Origin of the sequence: Aureibaculum luteum, from assembly GCF_003449015.1 — a bacterium.
In the GTDB taxonomy this organism is placed as follows: domain Bacteria; phylum Bacteroidota; class Bacteroidia; order Flavobacteriales; family Flavobacteriaceae; genus Aureibaculum; species Aureibaculum luteum.
On sequence record NZ_QRGD01000002.1, the window covers coordinates 117,137 to 133,001 of the forward strand.

The 15,865-nt window shown below is 31.5% G+C and carries 18 protein-coding genes; 14 read left to right on the forward strand and 4 right to left on the reverse strand.

The genetic code is table 11. The features are described from left to right. Window positions 1-35: 35 nt before the first annotated feature. The gene (locus D3P13_RS05750) at window positions 36-386 is read right to left on the reverse strand and encodes a GIY-YIG nuclease family protein (protein WP_117880373.1); all 351 of its coding nucleotides are present in this window, start codon (window positions 384-386) and stop codon (window positions 36-38) included. A 150-nt stretch (window positions 387-536) separates the two neighbouring features. Here D3P13_RS05750 and D3P13_RS05755 point away from each other — a divergent pair, with 150 nt between their 5' ends. After that, complete coding sequence (locus tag D3P13_RS05755) at window positions 537-1,184, forward strand: SatD family protein (RefSeq protein WP_117880374.1); 648 nt, start codon at window positions 537-539, stop codon at window positions 1,182-1,184. Between the two features lie 32 nt (window positions 1,185-1,216). Beyond that, window positions 1,217-1,942, forward strand: a complete 726-nt coding sequence (locus tag D3P13_RS05760; RefSeq protein WP_117880375.1) for a DUF3307 domain-containing protein — start codon at window positions 1,217-1,219, stop codon at window positions 1,940-1,942. Here D3P13_RS05760 and D3P13_RS05765 read toward each other — a convergent pair. Beyond that, entirely contained in the window at window positions 1,928-2,317 is a 390-nt protein-coding gene (locus D3P13_RS05765; protein WP_117880376.1) for a glyoxalase, read from the reverse strand. The genes D3P13_RS05760 and D3P13_RS05765 overlap by 15 nt on opposite strands. 127 nt (window positions 2,318-2,444) lie before the next feature. On the opposite strand from D3P13_RS05765, the gene D3P13_RS05770 reads away from it, so the two are divergent. Continuing rightward, window positions 2,445-2,837, forward strand: coding sequence for an acyl-CoA thioesterase (locus D3P13_RS05770; RefSeq protein WP_117880377.1), 393 nt, complete (start codon window positions 2,445-2,447; stop codon window positions 2,835-2,837). Between the two features lie 2 nt (window positions 2,838-2,839). On the opposite strand, the gene D3P13_RS05775 is transcribed toward D3P13_RS05770, so the two are convergent. Then, window positions 2,840-4,102, reverse strand: coding sequence for a mechanosensitive ion channel family protein (locus D3P13_RS05775; RefSeq protein WP_117880378.1), 1,263 nt, complete (start codon window positions 4,100-4,102; stop codon window positions 2,840-2,842). 112 nt (window positions 4,103-4,214) lie between these two features. Between D3P13_RS05775 and D3P13_RS05780 the strand changes: the two genes are divergently transcribed. After that, on the forward strand, window positions 4,215-4,625 hold the full coding sequence (locus D3P13_RS05780; RefSeq protein ID WP_117880379.1) for an acyl-CoA thioesterase: 411 nt from the start codon (window positions 4,215-4,217) through the stop codon (window positions 4,623-4,625). 45 nt (window positions 4,626-4,670) lie between these two features. On the opposite strand, the gene D3P13_RS05785 is transcribed toward D3P13_RS05780, so the two are convergent. After that, the gene (locus tag D3P13_RS05785; protein WP_117880380.1) at window positions 4,671-6,029 is read right to left on the reverse strand and encodes a dipeptidase; all 1,359 of its coding nucleotides are present in this window, start codon (window positions 6,027-6,029) and stop codon (window positions 4,671-4,673) included. A 178-nt stretch (window positions 6,030-6,207) separates the two neighbouring features. On the opposite strand from D3P13_RS05785, the gene D3P13_RS05790 reads away from it, so the two are divergent. The 10 genes from D3P13_RS05790 to D3P13_RS05835 all read left to right on the forward strand — a co-directional run bounded on the left by D3P13_RS05790 (window position 6,208) and on the right by D3P13_RS05835 (window position 15,808). Continuing rightward, complete coding sequence (locus D3P13_RS05790; RefSeq protein WP_198679977.1) at window positions 6,208-6,879, forward strand: hypothetical protein; 672 nt, start codon at window positions 6,208-6,210, stop codon at window positions 6,877-6,879. 131 nt (window positions 6,880-7,010) lie between these two features. Next, window positions 7,011-8,408 (forward strand): 3-isopropylmalate dehydratase large subunit, encoded by a 1,398-nt coding sequence (leuC, locus tag D3P13_RS05795; RefSeq protein ID WP_117880381.1) that lies wholly within the window; start codon window positions 7,011-7,013, stop codon window positions 8,406-8,408. A 45-nt stretch (window positions 8,409-8,453) separates the two neighbouring features. Next, window positions 8,454-9,050 (forward strand): 3-isopropylmalate dehydratase small subunit, encoded by a 597-nt coding sequence (gene leuD, locus D3P13_RS05800; protein ID WP_117880382.1) that lies wholly within the window; start codon window positions 8,454-8,456, stop codon window positions 9,048-9,050. Between the two features lie 24 nt (window positions 9,051-9,074). Next, entirely contained in the window at window positions 9,075-10,592 is a 1,518-nt protein-coding gene (locus D3P13_RS05805) for an alpha-isopropylmalate synthase regulatory domain-containing protein (protein ID WP_117880383.1), read from the forward strand. A gap of 134 nt (window positions 10,593-10,726) precedes the next feature. Next, the gene (locus D3P13_RS05810; protein ID WP_157972835.1) at window positions 10,727-11,980 is read left to right on the forward strand and encodes a carboxypeptidase-like regulatory domain-containing protein; all 1,254 of its coding nucleotides are present in this window, start codon (window positions 10,727-10,729) and stop codon (window positions 11,978-11,980) included. A gap of 54 nt (window positions 11,981-12,034) precedes the next feature. Then, window positions 12,035-13,156, forward strand: a complete 1,122-nt coding sequence (locus D3P13_RS05815) for a DEAD/DEAH box helicase (protein ID WP_117880385.1) — start codon at window positions 12,035-12,037, stop codon at window positions 13,154-13,156. Window positions 13,157-13,254: 98 nt separating this feature from the next. Beyond that, the gene (locus tag D3P13_RS05820) at window positions 13,255-13,668 is read left to right on the forward strand and encodes a 3D domain-containing protein (protein ID WP_232829137.1); all 414 of its coding nucleotides are present in this window, start codon (window positions 13,255-13,257) and stop codon (window positions 13,666-13,668) included. 55 nt (window positions 13,669-13,723) lie between these two features. Beyond that, window positions 13,724-14,209, forward strand: coding sequence for an RNA polymerase sigma factor (locus tag D3P13_RS05825; protein WP_117880387.1), 486 nt, complete (start codon window positions 13,724-13,726; stop codon window positions 14,207-14,209). 1 nt (window position 14,210) lies between these two features. Next, a complete protein-coding gene (locus D3P13_RS05830) occupies window positions 14,211-14,822 on the forward strand; it encodes a hypothetical protein (protein ID WP_117880388.1) in 612 nt (203 codons plus the stop codon). A gap of 329 nt (window positions 14,823-15,151) precedes the next feature. After that, the gene (locus D3P13_RS05835; RefSeq protein WP_117880389.1) at window positions 15,152-15,808 is read left to right on the forward strand and encodes a peptidoglycan recognition protein family protein; all 657 of its coding nucleotides are present in this window, start codon (window positions 15,152-15,154) and stop codon (window positions 15,806-15,808) included. The last annotated feature ends 57 nt before the right edge of the window (window positions 15,809-15,865 follow it).

The window sequence follows — 15,865 nt, forward strand, 5'->3', positions numbered from 1 at the left end:
TAAGCTGCTAATCCTCTCAATCAAGTTAGTCTGTCTCAATTATACCAAACAGCATAACGCATTCTTCTTAGTTTCAACGCCAATTGTGCTTCCATTTTTAAGGCCTCAGCTCTTGTTTTTATAGGGTTTATATGATTGTATAAACTGGGACGCAAATACATACCGTATTTTTCAACAATATTTGAAGATAGTTTATGCCCTTTTTTATTTCTATAGCCAGTTTTGTGTTGTTTGAAACGGTCTTCAGGAGTCTTACTTGTCATACCCACATAAAGACATTGGAGTACGCCATTAAATTGTGGGTTGGCAGCTCTAAACCTTCTATTATCGGTAAAAACACGTTTAGATAGCTCTATCACATATACACTGTATTCTGTTTTAGCCATGTTTCAAATTATTACGCAATATACTTTAAATCTTAAAAACAGCAATTAAATATTATTAGTCTATAGGCTAATATTATATCATTATTAGTCTGTAGGCTAATATTTAGTCATTATTAGCCTGTGGACTAATATTTTTTATATATTTGTAGTATGAAAACCGTAATTACAGGAGACTTAATAGACTCTACCAACTATCCACCACAGCATTTAGATGCGATACTTAATGTGGTAAATACAGAATTTGAATACTTTAGAACTGCCTATGATGCGGATTTTAAAATATTCAGAGGCGATAGTTTTCAGGGCGTTGTGTTAGATTCTTCACGAGCTTTAGAATTGGTGCTTACGGTAAAGACAGCCGTTAATAAAATTCCAACAAAAAATAAGAAAATAAGTGGGTTAACAGATTTTAGAATTGCTATAGGTATTGGTAATATTAATTTAAAAAGAGAATCAATTTTAGAATCTAATGGCGAAGCTTTCCATTTTTCAGGAAGAACATTAGATAGTATGAAAGGAGATTATCCACGTTTACTATTAAAAACGGCTGATGAAAATTTAAACGATGAGTTTAATGTGCATTTCGCTTTGTTAGATAGTGTTACTAGTAAATGGAGTGTCGCATCTGCTGAGGTAGCTTATTATTTGCTTAAAGGTAAAAAAGAAACGGAGGTAGCAGAAATACTTGGTATAAATCAATCTGCGGTCAATCATCGAAAAAAAGCAGCCAATTGGGATGCTGTAGCCCTATTATTAGAACGTTATAAGTCAGCCATTGGAAACTATACAAACGTTTAAAATGATTATTAGAAAAAAATAGAATAGATTATATGGACAACATTCTTATCATATTGCAATTGTTATTAGCTCATGTATTGACCGATTTTGTATTTCAAAATACTAAAATGGTCAAGCACAAACGCAATTATAAGGGCAAGTCATGGTATTTATATGCTCATAGTTTATTGGCGGGTGTATTAACTTATATAATTTTACAAGATTGGAATCAGTTTTTAATTCCAATAGTTATCGTGATCACACATTTTTTTATTGACCTATGGAAGTTACATCAAAAGAAGGATAATTTAAAGTACTTTATAATTGATCAAATTTTACACTTAATGATACTTGTTATCGCCTGGTTATACTTAATTAATGGGTTTTCAGAAGTGCTGCCAGCAATAGCCACATTTTTTACTTCAACACAAGCCTTAGCCATTTTCACAGGATATTTAATTGTGATTTTTCCTGTGGGTTTCATTATTGGTAAAGCAACGGAGCGATGGCAAAAGGAAATATCAAACGAAGAAGCACAGAGTAGCTTGAATAAAGCAGGCCGTTATATTGGAATTTTTGAACGTATATTGGTATTGACTTTTATTTTAATTAATAATTTTGCCGCAATAGGGTTCTTGATAGGAGCGAAGTCCATATTAAGGTTTAGTGATACAAAAGGGGCAAGAAAACAAACGGAATATGTCTTAATTGGTACCTTAATGAGTTTTGCTATTTGTATTATCATAGGGTTGGCAATACGCTATTTAGTTTTCAAATAGTTGTAATTGATCTTTCAACCTTTCACTAATCATTTGCATCATTCTTTTACTAATTTCTGATGAATTTTCCGAATAATATTGATATTCATCTAGGGTAAACATTCCCGTAACTAAACCCTTTAGAGCATTTCTGAATTTTGTATTTTTCTGTACTGCATTGTCTATATAGTTCATTTTTCCAGCAATGGGTAACTCATAAAAGGCATTTTTATAGCGTTTTATATAATCTTTAAAAATGGCTATTAAGAGCTCATTCTGAAATTTTAATATGGGTCTAAGCGTAGTGTTTTGAAAATTTTCTATTTCAGAAATAGCTTCGACTTTATAATTTATGATGGGCCTGATGCTTAATAAGTGCTCTTTTCTAGAATTCATGATGCATAAGTTTTATTTAAAAATAAGGATTATGTATATTTGATTGAGCATATAGAAGAATAGTTGTCCACGTATTATCAACCAAAAGGAACACGTTTAAAAGTAATTCTATCGTAATTTAATACATATGAAATTTCACACTAGAAAATGGGTAAAACCAGAAGATTTAAACCCTAATGGAACCTTGTTTGGAGGAAGACTATTGTCTTGGATAGATGAAGAAGCAGCCTTGTTTACAATTATTCAATTAGAGAATACAAAAGTAGTAACCAAACGCATATCTCAAGTAGACTTTAAAAATTCAGCCAGAGAAGGCGATATTATCGAGATAGGTATAGAAGTAGTTAAATTTGGCATGGCATCTTTAACCTTGGCATGTGAGGTTAGAAACAAAATGACACAAGAAACTATTTTAACGATCTCTAGTATTGTGATGGCAAATCTTGATGATAAGGGTAAGCCAAAAGCACATGGTAAAACGGAGATGGAATATGTTACGGATCGGTTAAAAAATAAGTAGCCTTACTTAAATTTAGAACTCAACTCTTGAAAATCTTTAGAGCTAGGTTCTTGAAATAATTCTAAGTCAAAATGGGGAACAGCAGCGATCATGTGTTCAAAAATATCTGCCATAATATGTTCATAATTAATCCATCTTTTATCCTTTGAAAAAGTATAAATTTCTAATGGAATTCCCTTTGAAGTAGGATCGAGATGACGCGTCATAATCATCATATCCTTATTGATTGCGGAGTGCTCATTTAAATATAAATCGCAATATTTTCTAAATAAGCCAAGATTGGTTTGATTTCTGCCATTAACAACAAAAGATCTGTCCGAATTATGTTCTGTGTTGTACTTATCAATATCAGATTGCCTATGAGCTATATAATCGGTAAGAATTTGAATTTTTGAAAACTTTTTCAGATCCTTATCCGTTAAAAATTTAATACTATTTGTTTTAATAATAAAAGCCCTTTTAATTCTTCTACCACCACTTTCTTGCATTCCTCTCCAATTTTTAAAAGAATCAGAAATTAAGGCGTAGGTTGGTATTGTAGTAATTGTTAAATCCCAATTAGACACTTTTACTGTGGCTAAATTTATTTCAACAACATCTCCATCGGCACCATAATTATCCATTGTTATCCAGTCGCCAATACGAACCATGTCATTAATAGAAACTTGTATACTTGCTACAAAACCCAATATGGTATCTTTAAAAATTAGTAACAAAATCGCAGAAGCAGCACCAAAGGTTGCTAGGAATTTTATCATGCTCTTGTCAGTAAGTTCAGAAAAAATAAATAAGGCACCTATAAACCAAATAAATATTACGATTACTTGAGCATAACTATCTAAGGGTTTATCTTTAAAGTATTCTTTTTGTTTTAAAAATTCTTTGGTAGTTCTTAAAAGGCTTCTAAAAATCCAAACCATTAAAATAATTAGGTATACATCTGTGGCTTTAATAAAAAAGTTTTTCCATATTTCAAAGTCCACTAAAACAAAAGGAATTAATTTTCTTAGAATAATAAAAGGTATGATATGAGCTATATATTTTGGAAAATTACTTTGAACCAAGTAGTCATCGTACGTAGTTTTAGTCTTAATTGTAAAAATTTTGAAGGCCCTTATAATTATTCTTTTAAGAATAAAATCAATCAATAAGAGTACAACGATTAAAATAACCAAATTTATCAATAGGTTTAAATATAGGGCTACATCTTCAGATACATTATTGGTTGTTAAAATATTATAAAACCATTTAAAATAATTGCTCATTATAGAAGGTATTTTGTGGAGTTCAAACTAAAAAGACAAAGCTAAAGAAAATGAAGGAACTATATACGGTTATCTATTTATATTGTATTTTAGTATTCATAATTATAATGATATGATCGATAAAATTCCAGAAAACAAAGTGTCATTTAAATATTCTTTTAAAGTTACGTTAAATGATATTGATAGATTGGGGCATGTAAATAATGTAGCTTATTTAGCTTGGACACAAATGGTTGCCAATATGCATTGGGAAAAACTAGCTTCGGATGAACTAAAGAAAAACGTTCAATGGTTTGTGCTTCGGCATGAAGTTGATTATGTACAACAAGCTTTTAACAATGACACTTTAACTGTTTATACTTGGATTGAAGATGTAAAAGGAGCACGGTCAAATCGGATATTTCGAATTTATCGTGAAGACGAACTTTTAGTGAAGTGTAAAACTACATGGTGTTTGATAGACGCCAAAACATTAAAACCAAAACGAATTGATAATGAGTTAGCAGATTTATTTATTGTTTAAAGACGCTATATATCGCGTCTTTAAACAATAAATATCTATTTATATTTAGGCTTCTTTTTGCAATTCTGCAGCCACTTTTTGAACATCATCTAAAACTCTTAATAAATTACCACTCCATAATTTACCAATCTGATCTTCAGTATATCCTCGTTTCACCAATTCTAATGTAACATTAAAAGTTTCAGAAGCATCTGACCAACCTTCAATACCACCACCACCATCAAAATCTGAAGAGATTCCAACATGTTCTAAACCAATTAAATCTACCAAGTAATCAATATGATCTATAAAGTCAGAAACATCAACTGCACCAGGAGCATCTTTAATTGTTTTCATCTTGCCATTAACAATAGTTCTAGCTTTCATATAATTTGCATAATAGGCATCTCTGTCAGCTTCAACTAGTTTTCTAGCTTCACTTCTTTCTAAGTACTTTACACCCATGGAGTCTAAAACATTTTTATAAATAGATTTTTCAAAAGCATTTCTTTTATTTTGTTTATCGGTATTTACATAAGATTTAAAGGCTACTGTTTGCACTACGCCATTCTTTTCTTTAATTAGCTGTAATACTTCGTCATTTAGGTTTCTGCTATGGTCGCATAAAGCTCTTGCGGCTGAATGTGAAGCTATTACTGGAGCTTTAGACAATGCAATTGCTTGTTTATTAGCTTCAATAGATGGATGAGATAAGTCTACCATAATTCCATATTTATTCATTTCAGCAATAACTTCTTTACCCAAGTCACTTAATCCATTATGTAACCATACATTATCCTTTTCACCTGTATTAGAATCAGCCAATTGGCTATGGCCATTATGAGCTAAGGACATATATCTAGCTCCCAGGTCATAAAATTTCTTTACATTAGAAATATCTGTTCCAATTGGATATCCGTTTTCTACACCAATCATTGCAATTTTTTTACCGGCAGCATTTATTCTTCTAACGTCATCAGAAGTTAATGCTAATTCAATTTTATCTGGTGCAATTTCTTCAGTCAATCTATGAATAGCTTCAAATTTAGCCATTGCATTTGCATAGGCCTTTTTATAACCTGCTTTATTCAAATTACCTTGACCGGTGTAAACTATAAACCAAGCAACATCAAGTCCACCTTCTTCCATTTTAGGTAAGTTAACTTGGTTTTCTAAACGTTGTGTGTAATTTTTTTCTTTAATGAAATTAGCTACATTTATATCGTCATGGGTATCCAACGTAATAACGCGTTCATGAATTTCTTTGGCGTAAGCTACTGTATCTACTATTTTTGTTTCAACAATTTCAGTTTTAATATCAGTAGAATCTGAAATGATTTTTGAGGTTTCGGAAGTGTCCGATTTTTTATTCATGTTACAAGAAGATAGCATTAAAAGTGTGAATAAAAACATCGCATTTTTCATAAAAAGTAATTTTAGTTAAATTGAAACCCTAAAAATATGTATAATTATTTATATTTGAATGCAATATATCAATTATAAAAGTCTATACTAGGTACTTAACAATTCCGAAGATGGTAAAAGCCAGTATCTTCTCGGTATAAATAATTGAATATTAAAATCTTATTTAAAATTTATAAAAATGAAACACGCCAAAAACATTTTACTTGTTCTTTTCACAGTTACTATTTTTATTTCTTGCGATAAACCAGCGGAAAAAAAAGAAACGGATAAAGTAGCACAGGAAGATATGAAAACTGAAGTGGAAGTAATTGTTCCAAATCAAAAATTGACGAAAGAGCATCAAATTGCTTCGGCAATTTTGGCAGCCCCAGAAGAAACGAGAGCAGGAGCAAAGGTATATGGGTATGATGATGAAGGAAATTTTATCACTTTAAGAGAAGGAACAAATGCGATGATTTGTATTGCTGACAATCCCAATAAAAAAGGGTTTCAAGTAGTAGCTTATCATAAAGATCTAGACCCCTTTATGGCAAGAGGTAGAGCCTTAAAAGCGGAAGGAAAGAAAACACAAGAATTAAGGGCAATACGAGAACAAGAAGGTAAAGATGGTAAATTAGAATTGCCTAAAAACCCATCTACATTGCATGTGTTACAAGGTGAAAAAGGTGGTTTTGATGTTGAAAGTGCAACGAATGTAAATACGCATTATAGGTATGTTGTTTATATGCCCTTCGCTACACAAGAAAGTACAGGTTTATCATTAAAACCAAATGCTCCGGGACATCCTTGGTTAATGTTTCCAGGTTCTGCTGGTGCACATATTATGATTACACCACCGACTGAAAAATAGGAATAAAAGTCAAGTCCAAAACCCGAAATAACGTGTTGAACATCGTAATCTCTAATTAAGTTATTTTATAGATATTTTATAAAATTTTATATTCGCAAGATTATTAAAATATCAAAAAAATTAGATTGATTATGAGTAATACTTTATTTGACAAAGTTTGGGATGCCCATGTAGTACGTAAAATTGAAGGAGGACCAGATGTTTTTTTTATCGACAGACATTTAATACATGAGGTTACAAGTCCTGTTGCTTTCTTGGGTTTAAAAACTAGAGGCATTAAAGTTATGGAGCCGAAGCGAACTTTCGCTACAGCTGACCATAATACACCAACTATAAATCAACATTTACCAGTTGAAGATCCACTTTCTGCTAATCAGTTAAAAGCGTTGGAAGAAAATTCTAAAGAGCACGGTATTCTTCATTGGGGGTTAGGTCATGAAAATAATGGAATTGTACATGTTGTAGGACCAGAAAATGGAATCACATTACCAGGAGCTACAATAGTTTGTGGAGATTCACATACATCAACACATGGTGCTTTTGGTGCCATTGCTTTTGGTATTGGTACTTCGGAGGTTGAAATGGTACTTTCTACACAATGTATTATGCAGCCTAAGCCTAAAAAAATGAGAATTAATATCGTTGGGAAACTGAATAGAGCAGTTACGCCTAAAGATGTTGCATTATATATTATTTCACAATTGTCAACTTCGGGTGCTACAGGTTATTTTGTAGAATATGCAGGTGATGTATTTGAGGAAATGTCTATGGAAGGAAGAATGACCGTTTGTAACTTAAGTATAGAGATGGGAGCTAGAGGTGGCATGATTGCCCCTGATGAAAAAACATTTGATTATATAAAAGGAAGAAAGTTTACACCAAAAGGAGCGGATTGGGATACGGCTATGGAGTATTGGAAAACGTTGAAAACGGATGCTGATGCTACTTTCGATAAAGAATATACATTTAATGCTTCAGATATAGAACCAATGATTACCTATGGTACCAATCCAGGAATGGGTATGGGTATTTCTAATCAAATTCCACAATCTGATGCCGTAAAAGATGGTAAAGCTACTTATGAGAAATCATTGAGCTATATGGGGTATGAACAAGGAGAATCTATGATTGGTAAAACTATAGATTTTGTTTTTGTGGGTAGTTGTACAAATGGTAGAATAGAAGACTTTAGATCTTTTGCATCTATTGTTAAAGGAAGAAAAAAAGCAGACAATGTTACAGCATGGTTAGTGCCAGGTTCACATAAAGTTGAAGCTCAAATTAAAGAAGAAGGTATTTTAGATATTTTAACAGATGCAGGTTTCGCATTAAGAGAGCCAGGTTGTTCAGCTTGTTTAGCGATGAATGATGATAAGGTACCTGCAGGGAAATATGCGGTAAGTACGTCCAATAGAAATTTTGAAGGTCGTCAAGGACCCGGTTCTCGTACATTATTAGCAAGTCCTTTAGTGGCAGCAGCAGCGGCAGTAACTGGTAAAGTAACTGATCCTCGTGAATTGATGGCGTAAGTGTCTACCAAATAACAATAAGTATAATAATAGAATAACCATACAATGGCATACGATAAATTTAATATATTACAAACATCAGCATACCCACTTTCAATAGAAAACGTGGATACCGACCAAATCATTCCTGCACGTTTTTTAAAAGCTACAGAAAGAAAAGGTTTTGGAGATAATCTTTTTAGAGATTGGAGATACAATTCAGATGATAGTCCGAAAGTAGATTTTCCTTTAAACAATCCAAAATACAGCGGTAAAATTTTAGTTGGAGGGAGAAATTTTGGATCAGGATCTTCACGAGAACACGCAGCGTGGGCAGTATACGATTTTGGATTTAGATGTGTAATCTCTAGTTTTTTTGCAGATATTTTTAGAGGGAATTGCTTGAATGTAGGTGTTTTACCAGTTCAGATAAGCGAAAATTTTTTACAAGAAATATTTGGAGCTATTGAAGCTAATCCGGACACGGAAATCAAAGTAGATTTACAAAATCAGACCGTTACACTTTTAAGTTCGGGTAATTCAGAGTCGTTTGAAATTAATTCTTATAAAAAGGAAAATATGCTCAATGGTTTTGATGATATAGACTATTTACAAAATATAAAAGGAGAGATTCAAGAGTTTGTAAAAACACGTCCTTTTTAATATAATTTTCTACAGCAGACCTATATGACCAAGCGTAAAATTGAAATCATGGACACCACCTTACGAGATGGTGAACAAACTAGTGGTGTTTCATTTTCTTCATCAGAAAAGTTAACCATTGCTCAATTATTATTAGAAGAACTAAAAGTTGATCGTATTGAAGTTGCTTCAACACGAGTTTCTGAAGGTGAATTTAATGCGGTTAAAAGCATAACGGAATGGGCTAAAGAAAAAGGTTATTTAGATAAAATAGAGGTCTTATCTTTTGTAGATAACGGGTTGTCCATTGAGTGGATGAAGAATACGGGGGCTAAAGTTCAGAACTTACTGACCAAAGGCTCCTTAAATCATTTAAAATATCAGCTTAAAAAGACACCCGAACAACATTTTTCAGAAATAAAAAAAGTTATAGAACTTGCTGTAGCCGCTTCTATTAAAACCAATGTTTATTTAGAAGATTGGAGTAATGGAATGCGGAATTCAGAAGCTTATGTCTATGAATATTTAGATTTTTTAGAAACGCAACCCGTAGAACGAATTTTATTACCAGATACTTTGGGGGTGTTATCTCCAGAAGAAAGTTTTAAATATCTCTCCGCCATACGAGCTAAATATCCTAAAATGCATATTGACTTCCATGCTCATAATGATTATGATTTGGGAGTCTCAAATGCCTTAGAAGCTGTAAAGGCAGGTGTAAACGGATTGCATCTCACAGTTAATGGAATGGGAGAGCGAGCGGGTAATGCTCCATTAGCAAGTGTAGTAGCTGTAATAAATGACTTTTTACCTGATATTGAAATTGGTGTCAATGAACAAGCTTTATATACGGTAAGTAAATTGGTAGAGACGTTCTCTGGCTTCAGAATTCCTGTTAATAAACCTGTTTTAGGAGATAACGTGTTTACGCAAACAGCTGGTATTCATGCTGATGGCGATAGTAAAAATAACTTATACTTTAATGATTTATTACCTGAAAGGTTTGGCAGAAAACGGAAATACGCCTTAGGAAAAACATCTGGAAAAGCCAATATTCAAAAGAATTTACAAGAGCTAGGTTTACAATTGAATGATGAAGATGTTTTAAAAGTAACGCAGCGTATTATTGAATTAGGTGATAAGAAAGAAGTAGTTACCAAGGAAGATTTACCTTATATAATTTCTGATGTCTTGGATAGTAATGTTTATGAAGAACGTATTACTATTGAATCTTACGTGTTAACACATGCTAAGGGGTTAAAGCCATCTACAACCGTTTCTGTGAAAATAGATGGAGTCTTAATAGAGGAGCATTGTCAAGGTGATGGTCAATTTGATGCGTTTATGAATGCATTAGGTAAGGTATATAAAAGTAAAGGGTTAACATTACCTAAACTTACTGATTACGCAGTTAGAATTCCACCTGGATCAAGCTCTGATGCACTTTGTGAAACAGTAATTACTTGGAAAACTAATGATAAAACTTTTAAAACAAGAGGGTTAGATTCTGATCAAACCGTCTCGGCCATAAAAGCTACTCAAAAGATGTTGAATATAATTTAACTTTAGTAAAGTTACATTTATAGCCAAATATTCCTTTTTTTTGATTAAATTACTACCTTAATTTTGTACGTTAAACTATGGTAGCTATAAATATTACTTCAATTTCAAAAAAGATATTGTTCTCTTTTATATGCATGACTTTATCAGCAGGTACAGTGTTTGCATTTTCAAATTTTCAGGAAGACCCAATTGAGTATACTAATGAATATTTAGAATACGGCGGTGTTGTTTTGGACAGTGAAACTGGTAATGCGTTGGTTTTTGCAACATTAACGGTTAAAGAAACAAATATCAGTACGATAACAAATTCCGATGGCAAATTTCTGTTAAAAGTCCCAAAAGATCTAGACAATGGGGTGTTAATAATATCCTATATTGGATTTGATACGAAGGAGGTTTTATTGACAACATTAAAGGCTGAAGATAATAAAATTGAATTAATCAATTCAATAATTAAGTTAGGGGAAATTAAATTGGTAGCTCCAAATGATGCCAAAGCTTTGGTTAAATCTACCTTAAAGAAAAAAGCTATTAATAATGTGAATGAACCTGTCTTAATGACCGCTTTTTACAGAGAAACTATTAAAAAAGGTCGCAAAAATGCCTCTTTAGCTGAAGCTATTGTAAATGTGTATAAGCAGCCTTATACCTCTTCTAGACAAGATGATATAGAGCTGTTTAAGGCAAGAAAAAGTACTGATTACAACAAGTTAGATACAGTAGCTTTAAAATTACAAGGAGGTCCTTATAATCCATTATATATCGATTTAATGAAGTACCCTGAATATATTTTTAATTCGGATATGATTGATTCTTACAGATTTAGCTTTGCACCTACAACTACAATTAATGGTAATGCCGTTTATGTCGTTCAGTTTAAACAACTAAATACGGTTACAGAACCCTTATATTATGGAAAACTATATATAGATGTTGAAACTTCAGCGTTAAAAAGTGCGATCTACAATTTGAATGTTGAAAATAAAGAATTAACAGGCGACCTTTTTGTGCGAAAAAAACCAAGGGATATTAAAGTGTATCCTACCAATGCGGCTTATAGGGTAGATTACCTAGAGAAAGATGGTAAATGGTATTATGGTTATGGAAATGTGCAATTGAGTTTTAAGGTGAAACGGAAACGTAAATTGTTTAGTTCGAACTATTCATTAACAAGTGAAATGGCGGTAACCGATTGGAAATTTAATATTGATAATGAGAAGTTAAAAAATAGAGAAAAGCTTAAGAAATCTGTTGTTATAAGTGATGCAGCATCAGGGTTTTCAGATCCTGAATTTTGGGGAGCATATAATGTTATTGAACCTGAAAAGTCTATTGAATCTGCTATTAATAAAATAAAGAAACAACTAAATAAAGCCAATAAAGGGTAAACTGCTAATCAATTCTATTATTAAACGTACTTTTGCAGAAAATTACATAAAATTATGTCAACGTTTTCTGATTTAGGTATTCAATCCTCTTATATAAAATCTTTGCAAGAATTAGGAATTACTGTTCCTACAGAAATTCAAGAAAAAGCTATTCCTGTACTTTTAAGTACAAAGACAGATTTTATTGGATTAGCTCAAACAGGTACGGGTAAAACTGCCGCTTTCGGACTGCCTATTTTGCAATCAATAGATCCTTCTAAAGATGAGATTCAGGCTTTAATTTTGGCTCCAACGCGAGAATTGGTACAACAAATCCAGAAACAATTATTTAGGTTCACGAAGTATCATTCAAAAAAAATATTTTCTGAAGGAATTTATGGTGGTGAAAAAATTGATATTCAATTGAAAAGAATTCAACGTACCACGCATATTGTTGTTGCTACTCCTGGACGATTGATTGATTTTATTGAAAGAGGAGAAATTGATTTACAACATATGAAGACGTTAGTTTTAGATGAGGCTGATGAAATGATGAGTATGGGATTTAAACAAGATTTAAATACCATATTAAAATATACAAGTGGGCTTAGAAATACATGGTTGTTTTCGGCTACCATGCCAGATGAAATTCAAAGTATCATTAAGAAATATATGTCGCCAAAGGCTGTACGAATTGCAGTAAACGAAAACAACTTAGTAAATTCAAATATTAGTCATCAATATTTAATCACTACTATAAAGAAAAAAGTAGATGTTCTTATCCAGTTTTTAGAAAGTAAGCCCGAAGAACGAGGTATTATTTTTTGTAGAACAAAAGCAGGTACACAAAATCTTACAAATATTTTGAAGGAAGAAGGCTTCTCTGTAGGAGCTTTGGAAGGTGATATGCAACAAAGAGATCGTGATAAGGTAATGCGGGCTTTTAAAAATGAAAGTGTACAAATCCTTATTTCAACAGATGTTTCTGCTCGTGGAATCGATGTTAATAGTTTAGCCTTTGTAATTCACCATCAATTGCCAGAGCAATTAGAATATTATACCCACAGAAGTGGTAGAACGGCAAGAGCTGGAAAAAAAGGAGTTTCAATGGCATTGATTTTGCCAAGTGAATTACAGTTGATTCACGGGCTTCAAAAGAGCTTAGACATAAAATTTACGGAAGTATTTTCATCTTAGAAAGAGCATACTTATTTCTTTTAAAAATAGATCATTTTAATCATTTAGAAATTTTTTAGTAAATTTCATTCATCTAACTTAATGTTGAATAGACTATTATGCTAAAGAATATCTGCCTATTTATGGTCTTATCCGTTGTAATTGGATGTAAGAAAAAAATTGAAGACCCTTTTACTTGGAAAACAATAAAAGTTACTGCGACTGCCTATAATTCAACTACAGCACAAACAGATGGGAATCCACATATTACCGCTTGGGGCGATAGTCTAAGACCTGGAATGCCATATATTGCCGTTTCTAGAGATTTACTTAGAATGGGATTAAAGCATAATACACCCATAAAAATTGAAGGAATAAAAGGAACTTATCTTGTAAAAGATAAAATGCATTATCGTTGGAGAAATAAAATTGATATCTATATGGGTAAAGATATTAAGCGAGCGAAAGAGTGGGGCCGTAAGAAATTAGAAATACAATACGGTGTTATCGATACTACAAAAATAAAAAAATAATTTTTTTGTGATTTTTCAGAGACTTCAGTTACTAATGGAGTGTAATTAATTTTGAATGACCAAGAAACAAGCATTTACTGAAGTTATAAAAGAGAACCAAGGAATTATTTTTAAAATAACTTCAGTTTACACAAATAACAAAGAAGATCAACAAGATTTATATCAAGAAATAGTTTATCAGCTGTTTAAGTCTTATAAGACCTTTAAGGGTAACGCTAAAATTAGCACCTGGATGTATAGGGTAGCTTTAAATACATCAATAACCTACTTGAAAAAGGAAAAAAGAGGTGGCGTTCGAATTCCAATTGAAAAAATACTTACTTATAAAACGGAACAAGAAGATACCATTATAGAAGATCGTATTGTACTGTTACATACCAAGATTAAAAAATTAAATATCATAGAAAAAGGTATAATTCTACTTTATTTAGAAGGAAAAAACTATGATGAAATAGCCGAGATAACAGGATTCACAAACACAAATGTGGGTACCAGATTATCTCGAATTAAAGAAAAATTAAAAACACAAATTTTAAAGTAATATGGAATTAGAAGAAATGAAATCGCTTTGGTTCAATTTATCTAAAGAAGTTGAACAACAAAAAATATTAACTGATCATTTAATAATTGAAATGACAAAGGAACGTATTAACTCGAAATTGAATAAAATAGCTCTTCCTGAAATGATTGGAGCATTGGTTTGTTTTACTGGAGCCTTATTTATTCTAGTAAATTTTTCAAAATTAGATACCTGGTATTTTATTACCTGTGGTGTTTTTACTATTTTGTATCTTATTTTACTGCCTATAGTTTCGCTAAGAAGTTTATTCAAAATGAAAAATGTTTCGCTTGATGATACTAATTATAAGCAGACCTTAATTAAATTTTCAAGAAATAAAAAAAGATATATGATGATTCAAAAATCAAGTATCTACTTTAGTCTTTTATTAGTATTTACAGCAATGCCTTTAGCAGGTAAAATAATAAATAATAAAGATATTTTCTTTGAAAGTAACATTTGGTATATCTATTTACCCATTATGTTGGTATTTCTATTTTTCTTTTCAAGATGGGGAATTAAATGTGTAAATAATGTAACGCAATCAAGTGAAGATTTATTAAAGGACCTTGAAAAATCTTCAAGTAGTAATTAAAATAAATTTTTATTTAAAAATAAAGTAAATTTTATTAATCTGATAATTAGTTGTTTAAATAATATCTTCTAAAAAATGTAAAAAAACATTGATTTTATGTAGGAGTTTTTGGGTAGAAGTTGTTTTAATAGTGAATAGTGAAATAATATTAATCAAATTATAATAACAGATATACTATAAGATTAATAGAACAAAGGGGTAAAAAACTGTCTTAACGCAATGGTGAGTTAAGGCAGTTTTTTTTGCGTTATTTTAAATTATCAAAATACATTATTATATGTAATTAAGTTTAGTATTTTTGAAACGTTAAAAGTGGAAAATCGTACTCAATGAAATGTAGTGTATTGTTAATTGTTTTTATAGCCTTTTTTTCCTGTAAATCTGCTCAAAAAATTGTGGATAAGCCAATAGTTTTTGACGAAGAAAGGAAGGCGTTAACCTTAGCTTATTTGTCTAATCGTTATGGATTAGAACAAGAATTGCCAATAATAGAGCCTAAAATGGTGGTACTACACTGGACGGCTATTCCTACTTTAGAAAAATCTTTTACAGCGTTTAATAAATCAGCTTTACCAAACTGGAGACCTGCATTGGTTAATAAGAGTGGTTTAAATGTTTCTTCACAATTTTTAGTAGCTCAAGATGGTACTATTTATCGTTTAATGCCCGAAACTTTTATGGCTAGGCATGTTATTGGATTAAACCATGCAGCAATTGGCATAGAAAATGTAGGAGGTACAAAAGATACGCCATTGACGGAGGCTCAATTAAAATCTAATATATGGTTGGTTACTTATTTAGCTAAAAAATATGATATTCAATATGTGATTGGACATTATGAATATACTAATTTTGAAGGACATCCATTATGGTTAGAAAAAGATGCCAATTATAGAACAGAAAAAACTGATCCTGGTATAGATTTTGTAAACAAAGTTAAAAGTGCTACAAAAAGCTTAAATTTGAAACCAACACCTTTAAAATAAGAATTGATTTATACGAGGCATTAAAATCAACTTAATGATAATGCCAAGGGTAAAACT